Origin of the sequence: Geodermatophilus africanus (assembly GCF_900107105.1) — a bacterium.
GTDB lineage: Bacteria > Actinomycetota > Actinomycetes > Mycobacteriales > Geodermatophilaceae > Geodermatophilus > Geodermatophilus africanus.
The window spans coordinates 128,291-134,290 of the sequence record NZ_FNOT01000013.1 but is presented as its reverse complement, the minus strand read 5'-3'; the positions used below and the strand labels follow the sequence as shown (position 1 = coordinate 134,290).

The 6,000-nt window shown below is 69.7% G+C and carries 4 protein-coding genes and 2 pseudogenes; 3 read left to right on the top strand and 3 right to left on the bottom strand.

Annotated features, from left to right (window positions below):
- Positions 1-6: 6 nt before the first annotated feature.
- Positions 7-1,122, bottom strand: a complete 1,116-nt coding sequence (locus BLW63_RS20125; RefSeq protein WP_091159631.1) for an IS110 family RNA-guided transposase — start codon at positions 1,120-1,122, stop codon at positions 7-9.
- Positions 1,123-1,309: 187 nt separating this feature from the next.
- The gene (locus BLW63_RS26320; RefSeq protein ID WP_139263699.1) at positions 1,310-1,585 is read right to left on the bottom strand and encodes a hypothetical protein; all 276 of its coding nucleotides are present in this window, start codon (positions 1,583-1,585) and stop codon (positions 1,310-1,312) included.
- On the opposite strand from BLW63_RS26320, the pseudogene BLW63_RS20115 reads away from it, so the two are divergent.
- Positions 1,500-1,949, top strand: a pseudogene (locus BLW63_RS20115) (helix-turn-helix domain-containing protein); the annotation flags it as partial. The gene BLW63_RS26320 and the pseudogene BLW63_RS20115 sit on opposite strands and share 86 nt — an antisense overlap.
- Positions 1,948-2,394, top strand: a pseudogene (locus BLW63_RS20110) (IS630 family transposase); the annotation flags it as partial. The pseudogenes BLW63_RS20115 and BLW63_RS20110, both read left to right, overlap by 2 nt.
- A gap of 541 nt (positions 2,395-2,935) precedes the next feature.
- Here BLW63_RS20110 and BLW63_RS27025 read toward each other — a convergent pair.
- A complete protein-coding gene (locus tag BLW63_RS27025; protein ID WP_170856881.1) occupies positions 2,936-3,097 on the bottom strand; it encodes a hypothetical protein in 162 nt (53 codons plus the stop codon).
- Positions 3,098-3,464: 367 nt separating this feature from the next.
- Here BLW63_RS27025 and BLW63_RS20095 point away from each other — a divergent pair, with 367 nt between their 5' ends.
- On the top strand, positions 3,465-5,642 hold the full coding sequence (locus BLW63_RS20095) for a glutamine synthetase III family protein (protein WP_091160275.1): 2,178 nt from the start codon (positions 3,465-3,467) through the stop codon (positions 5,640-5,642).
- Positions 5,643-6,000 lie beyond the last annotated feature (358 nt).

The window sequence follows — 6,000 nt, the reverse complement described above, 5'->3', positions numbered from 1 at the left end:
TAGCTGTCAAGCGGCGCGGAGGTCGGTCGAGTCGGGGTTCGTGACGGGCACTGGGTCGATGTCGGAAGGTGGCAGTCGTCGGTAGATCTCGCGGGCGAGGTAGCGCTTGAGGCAGCGGATGATTTCCCGCTTGGACAGGCCCTCGGCGGTGCGGCGGGTGACGTAGTCGATGGTCGGCTGGTGCCAGCGCATGCGGACGATGACCGCCCGGTAGAGGGCGGCGTTGGCCTGCCGGTTGCCGCCACGGTAGAGGCGGTGGCGGCTGTTGGTGCGCCCGGAGCCGGCGGGGATGGGGCAGGCGCCGCACATCTTGGCGAAGGCGGCTTCGGAGCGCACTCGGTCACTGTTGTCGCCGGCGGTGACGAGCAGCTCGGCGGCGATGTCGAAGCCGACGCCGACCAGCTCGAGCATCCGCGGGGCGGCGGCCTGCGTGAGCTGCTTGAGGTGGCGGCTGTGCGCGGCGATCTCCTCGTGCAGCGCCAGCCACCGGCGGGCCAGTGAGGCCAGCACGTGGCGCATCGCCGCGTCCGGTCCGCGCAGGTCGCCCGCCGGGTCGAGCGCCGCGCAGGCGGCGATGAGCTTGGCGTCGGTGAGCGGTTCCAGGCGGGCGCGCAGCTCCTCCTCGGCGGTGACCAGCGTGGCCTTGAGCGCGATCATGGCGGCGGTGCGGGCCTTGACCGCGGTGTCCCGAGCGATCTTGAGCAACCGCAGCGACTCGCTCTGCCCGTTGGCGGTCTTGGGGACCGCGAGGGTGAGCCCGGCGAGGACCTGGCGGGCGGCGTGTTCGGCGTCGATGAGGTCGCTCTTGCCCGACAGCCGCCGCTCTCCCTTACGCGGAGGCCGGTTGACCTCGTGCACCTGCTGTCCGTGCCGGCGCAGGTAGCGGGCGATCCCCGCCCCGTAGGAGCCGGTGCCCTCCACGCCGAAGCCCACCAGCCGCCCGGCCGGCCCGACGTGCCCGCGGGCGAGAGTCAACACCTGGGCAAATCCGGCCGCGGTGGCCGGCAGCATCAGCTCGGCGAGCCTGCCGCCGTGCCCGTCCAGCAGCACCGCGGCGTGTTCGTCCTTGTGTGTGTCCACGCCGACGACGACATCGTCGGCGCGCAGGGTCATCCTGGTCATGGCCGAGGTCTCCTCACAGATCGCGGTCGCATCCCGCTGGTCGGGCGGGACGGACAGGACTGCGATGGGACCTGCTGCGATCAGGCTCCTATCAGGTCACGGCCGCCCGGCCAGTGGTCCGGGGGTCGCTGCAACGGCGGTCGACACGTCAACGCGAAGGCACCCACAGGGCCGGTCGTAACAGGGGTCAGACCGCCGCCGCAGCGACCCCTTCATGCTCACAGTCGTAGGAGTCGCCCTTGCTGCCTACCGACCGGACGGCGCCGGCGACGTCGAGGCGTTCGGTGTAGCGGATGGCCAGGTACTGGGCGGATTCAACTGGTCGTCGCAACACCCCGATGAGCAGGGGTGTGACGTTGGGACGAACAGCAGCGTGGATGTCGACGACGACCAGCCGGGCGCCGATGCGGTCTCCGGGCCGGCCGCCGCCGCGGCGTGAGGTCGAGCGGGCGTTCTGGGCCAAGGTTGCCGAGGGGCTGAGCAGTGAGGACGCCGCGGTCGCGGTCGGGGTGTCCGGGCCGGTCGGGTCGCGGTGGTTCCGTCAGCGCGGCGGCATGTCCGCCTCGCTCGGGTCGGGGCCCTCTCGGGGCGGTACCTGGCCTTCGCCGAGCGGGAGGAGATCGCGCTGCTGCGCGCCCAGGGACGGGGTCCGCGAGATCGCCCGCCGGATCGGCCGGGCAGCGTCGACGGTGTCGCGGGAGCTGCGGGGCAACGCGGCCACTCGGGGCGGCCAGTTGGCATACCGGGCGTCGGTCGCGCAGTGGAAGGCCGAACGGGCCGCTCGTCGGCCCAAGACCCCCAAGCTCGTGGAGAACGAGCAGCTGCGCGACTAGGCGGGTCACCGACGCCTGCACCGAGCGGCACCGCCACCAGGAGTTCCTGGCCTTTCTCAAGCAGGTGGCCGCCGCCTATCCGCGCCGGCAGCTGCACGTGGTGGTCGACAACTACGCCACCCACAAGCATTCGGCGGTGCGCGCCTGGGTCGAGCGTCATCCGCGGGTGCGCCTGCACTTCACCCCGACCTGGGGCTCGTGGCTGAACCTGGTCGAGGCATTCTTCTCGATCATCACCCGCCAGGCGCTGCGCCGCGGCAGCTTTCCCACCGTCGCCGACCTCATCGCTGCCATCGAGCGTTTCATCGACGCCTGGAACGACCGCTGCGCACCCTTCACCTGGACCAAGGACCCCGACACGGTCATCGCCAAGGCCACCGACGCACGACGCCGCAAGACACAGACGAAGTCAGTTACGGAGGCGCCCTCGCAGGATTGACATGAGGGATGAGCGCGGTGGCGACGATGGCGCCGTCGGGCTCACGTGATTCGACGCTCCTGCCATGCGTGCTCGGCTCTCAGGACCGCTGTCCCCCAATCGTGGTCCCGACCAGCCTGAGCCATGACTGCGATCCGCATCTGAGGATTCTCTACCCGTCACCGGCACGGGCGGCGTCATGTTCGTGACACGCGACAGGATAAAGCTCCTGCCATGACGGCAGATCTGTACGTGACCGGCACGCACGTCGAATCGGTGGAGCGCGCCCGGCTCCCCGACCGCGGAGACGAGAACGGAGTCGGTAGCACGGCCCATGCGGTATCCCGGCCGGTCGTAGACGGCTTGGCGGCCTCAGTCTGCGGAATGCTGTTCACCGCGATCACCGCCATGGAGTGGACTGACGCGCGTGCTGTTCCTCGTTGTCAGGAGTGCCGGCGGATCGCGGGCTGAGGGGCCGCCTCCCGGAACTGGTTCCGCGCGCACTCGGCCGCGGCCGAGTCCGGCGGTTATGCCGTCCCGGGACGGTGACGGCGCATGGCGGTCACGGAAGTGTGGGGCTGCTCTCCCGGCTCATCTGCAGCGCGGCCGCACTGATCCACGGTTGGTGGGTGTCCAGTCCCTGCGCGCGGGCGGCGGATCGCAGTGCTGCCGTGGTCACTTCGACCGGTTGACCGGCCACCTGTTGGGCGACCAGTTCGTACACCAGGCAGGCCCTCACACACGCGCCCAGGGAGTGGAGTTCGAGCTGGTTCCGCCAGTCCTCCGGCATGGTCGCCGGTGTTCCCGACGCCCGCATCGACACGCCCGTGTTTACATAGATGTAACACAAGCACTTCTGTCCGTCGGCGTTGCTCCGCGTGCCCGCGACCGGAAGCGTTCGGGCCGCCTCGGCGACGTCGAGCGCTACCGGAGCGCCGACCGCCGTCTCAAGCGCGGGGCATTGGCGGCACCCATCGCGAGCCCGGTGTTCACCGGCGCGAAACGCCCCCGGTGCGGGGCGTTCCTAGGTTGGTGACGTCGGGTTCTGCTGGGGTTCCCGCCACACGCACCGCCATCCCAAGGGAGCCGCCGTGAGCGGAAACGCCGTCCGTATGCAGGCCATCAAGGGCGTCGAGGCCTACGTGCCCCCGGCCGTGAGCTTCACGGCCGGCGAGACCCCGGGTGAGGTCTTTGGCGCCAACGTCTTCAGCAAGGCCGAGATGCAGAAGCGGTTGCCCAAGTCGGTCTACAAGTCCGTCCTCGCCACCATCGACCATGCCGCGCTACTGGACCCGCTGGTCGCCGACGCCGTCGCCGCGGCGATGAAGGACTGGGCGATGGAAAAGGGGGCGACGCACTACGCGCACGTCTTCTACCCCTTGACCGGGCTGACCGCTGAGAAGCATGACAGCTTCCTGGAGCCGGCCGGGGACGGCTCGGCGCTGGCCGAGTTCGCCGGCAAGACCCTGACTCAGGGTGAGCCGGACGCGTCCAGCTTCCCCAGCGGAGGGCTGCGCAACACCTTCGAGGCCCGCGGGTACACCGGCTGGGACGTGACCAGCCCGGCCTACGTGCTGGAGAGTCCGAACGGCAACACCCTGTGCATCCCGACGGTCTTCGTCTCGATGAACGGCGATGCCCTGGACCACAAGACGCCGCTGTTGCGTTCCCAGCAGTCCATGGCCCGGCACGCCGAGCGAGTGCTGCGGTTGTTCGGGCACGCCAAGCCGGACGCGGTCGTGTCCTTCTGCGGGCCGGAGCAGGAATACTTCCTGGTCGATCGGCACTTCTTCCTCGCCCGGCCGGACCTGCTCAACGCCGGCCGGACCCTGTTCGGCGCGAAGCCGCCGAAGGGGCAGGAGTTCGACGACCACTACTTCGGGGCCATCCCCGGGCGCGTGCTGGGTTACATGTTGGACACCGAGCGTGAGCTGTTCAAGCTCGGCATCCCGGCGAAGACCCGGCACAACGAGGTTGCGCCCGGACAGTTCGAGATCGCGCCGGTGTTCGAGCGCGCAAACGTGGCCGCCGACCACCAGCAGCTGCTGATGACGACGTTCAAGCGGCTGGCGCGACAGCACGGCATGGAGTGCCTGTTCCACGAAAAGCCGTTCGAGGGCATCAACGGCTCGGGCAAGCACGTCAACTTCTCCCTCGGCAACGCCACCGAGGGGAACCTGCTGCTGCCGGGGGACACCCCGCACGAGAACGCCCAGTTCCTGGTGTTCTGCGCAGCGGTGATCCGCGGGGTACACAAGTACGGCGGTCTGCTTCGGGCTTCGGTCGCTTCGGCAAGCAACGACCACCGGCTGGGCGCCAACGAGGCGCCCCCCGCGATCATCTCGATTTTCCTGGGCGACCAGTTGGCCGACGTGTTCGACCAGGTCGCCAAGGGTGGGGCGACGTCGTCGAAGGAGAAGGGGACGCTGATCATCGGCGTCGACACGCTGCCGGTGCTGCCGACCGACCCCGGTGACCGGAACCGGACAAGCCCCTTCGCCTTCACCGGGAACCGCTTCGAGTTCCGCGCCCCGGGGTCGCAGCAGACGGTAGCCGGCCCGATGGTGACGATCAACACGATCATGGCCGAGGCCCTGGACCACATCGCCACCGAGTTGGAGACGGCGGTGGCCGCCGGCACCGAGTTCAACGTCGCGGTGCAGAAGCTGCTGGAAAAGATCATGACCGATCACGGCGCCATCGTGTTCAACGGGGACGGCTACTCCGACGACTGGCAGGTCGAGGCGGCGGCGCGTGGGCTGCCGAACCTGCGGACGACCCTGGACGCGCTGCCCGAACTGGTCTCCGAGTCGGCGATGGAGCTGTTCGGTACCTACGGGGTGTTCAGCGAGCGCGAGATGCACAGCCGCTACGAGATCGGGCTCGAGCACTACGCGTTGAGTGTGGGGGTCGAAGCTCGGCTGACCCTCGAAGTCGGGGCGACGTCGGTACTGCCGGCCGCCGTGCGCCATCAGACCGAGGTCGCGCTGAACCTGGGTGCTCTCAGGGCCGCCGGGGTCGAACCCGATGCCACCGCGCTGGAGGAGGTCACCGCGCCGCTGGCCGAGCTGCGGTCGGCGCTGGCCACCCTGCGTTCGGCCCTGGACGAGCGCGGCGGGTCCACGGCCATGGAAGGTGCTCGCCATGCGCAGGACGCGCTGCTGCCCGCCATCGCTGCCGTTCGGGCCGCCGCCGACGTCCTCGAGGGCGTCGTGGCCGACGACCTCTGGCCGCTGCCCACCTACCAGGAGATGCTCTACATCCTCTGATCAGGCACCACACTCCGCTCGAGCGCGTCGGGCCACGTGCCACGACCGGTGATCGAGGGCGCGTCGTGGCAGGCCGCGGAGGCCGTTGCCTTCTTCTGGTCGGTGCGGTCACTCCTCGCCCACTTGGGCACCTTCTTGCGCCTGCAACTTCAAGAGTGCGGCGGTTCCTGCTGCAGCGCGATGCGGCAACGCTGCGCGGACAAGCACGAGCGCATCAACGGGCGTGCGGAAGGAGCCGCTGCAGCGGCCAATGCTCGAGCCTGGGCCGGTGTCATCCACGGGCCGCGCGAGATCCCGTCCCGCGAGCTGCCGACGGCGTCATTCATCGGGTGTCCTCTCGGGTCGGGCGAGCTCCACG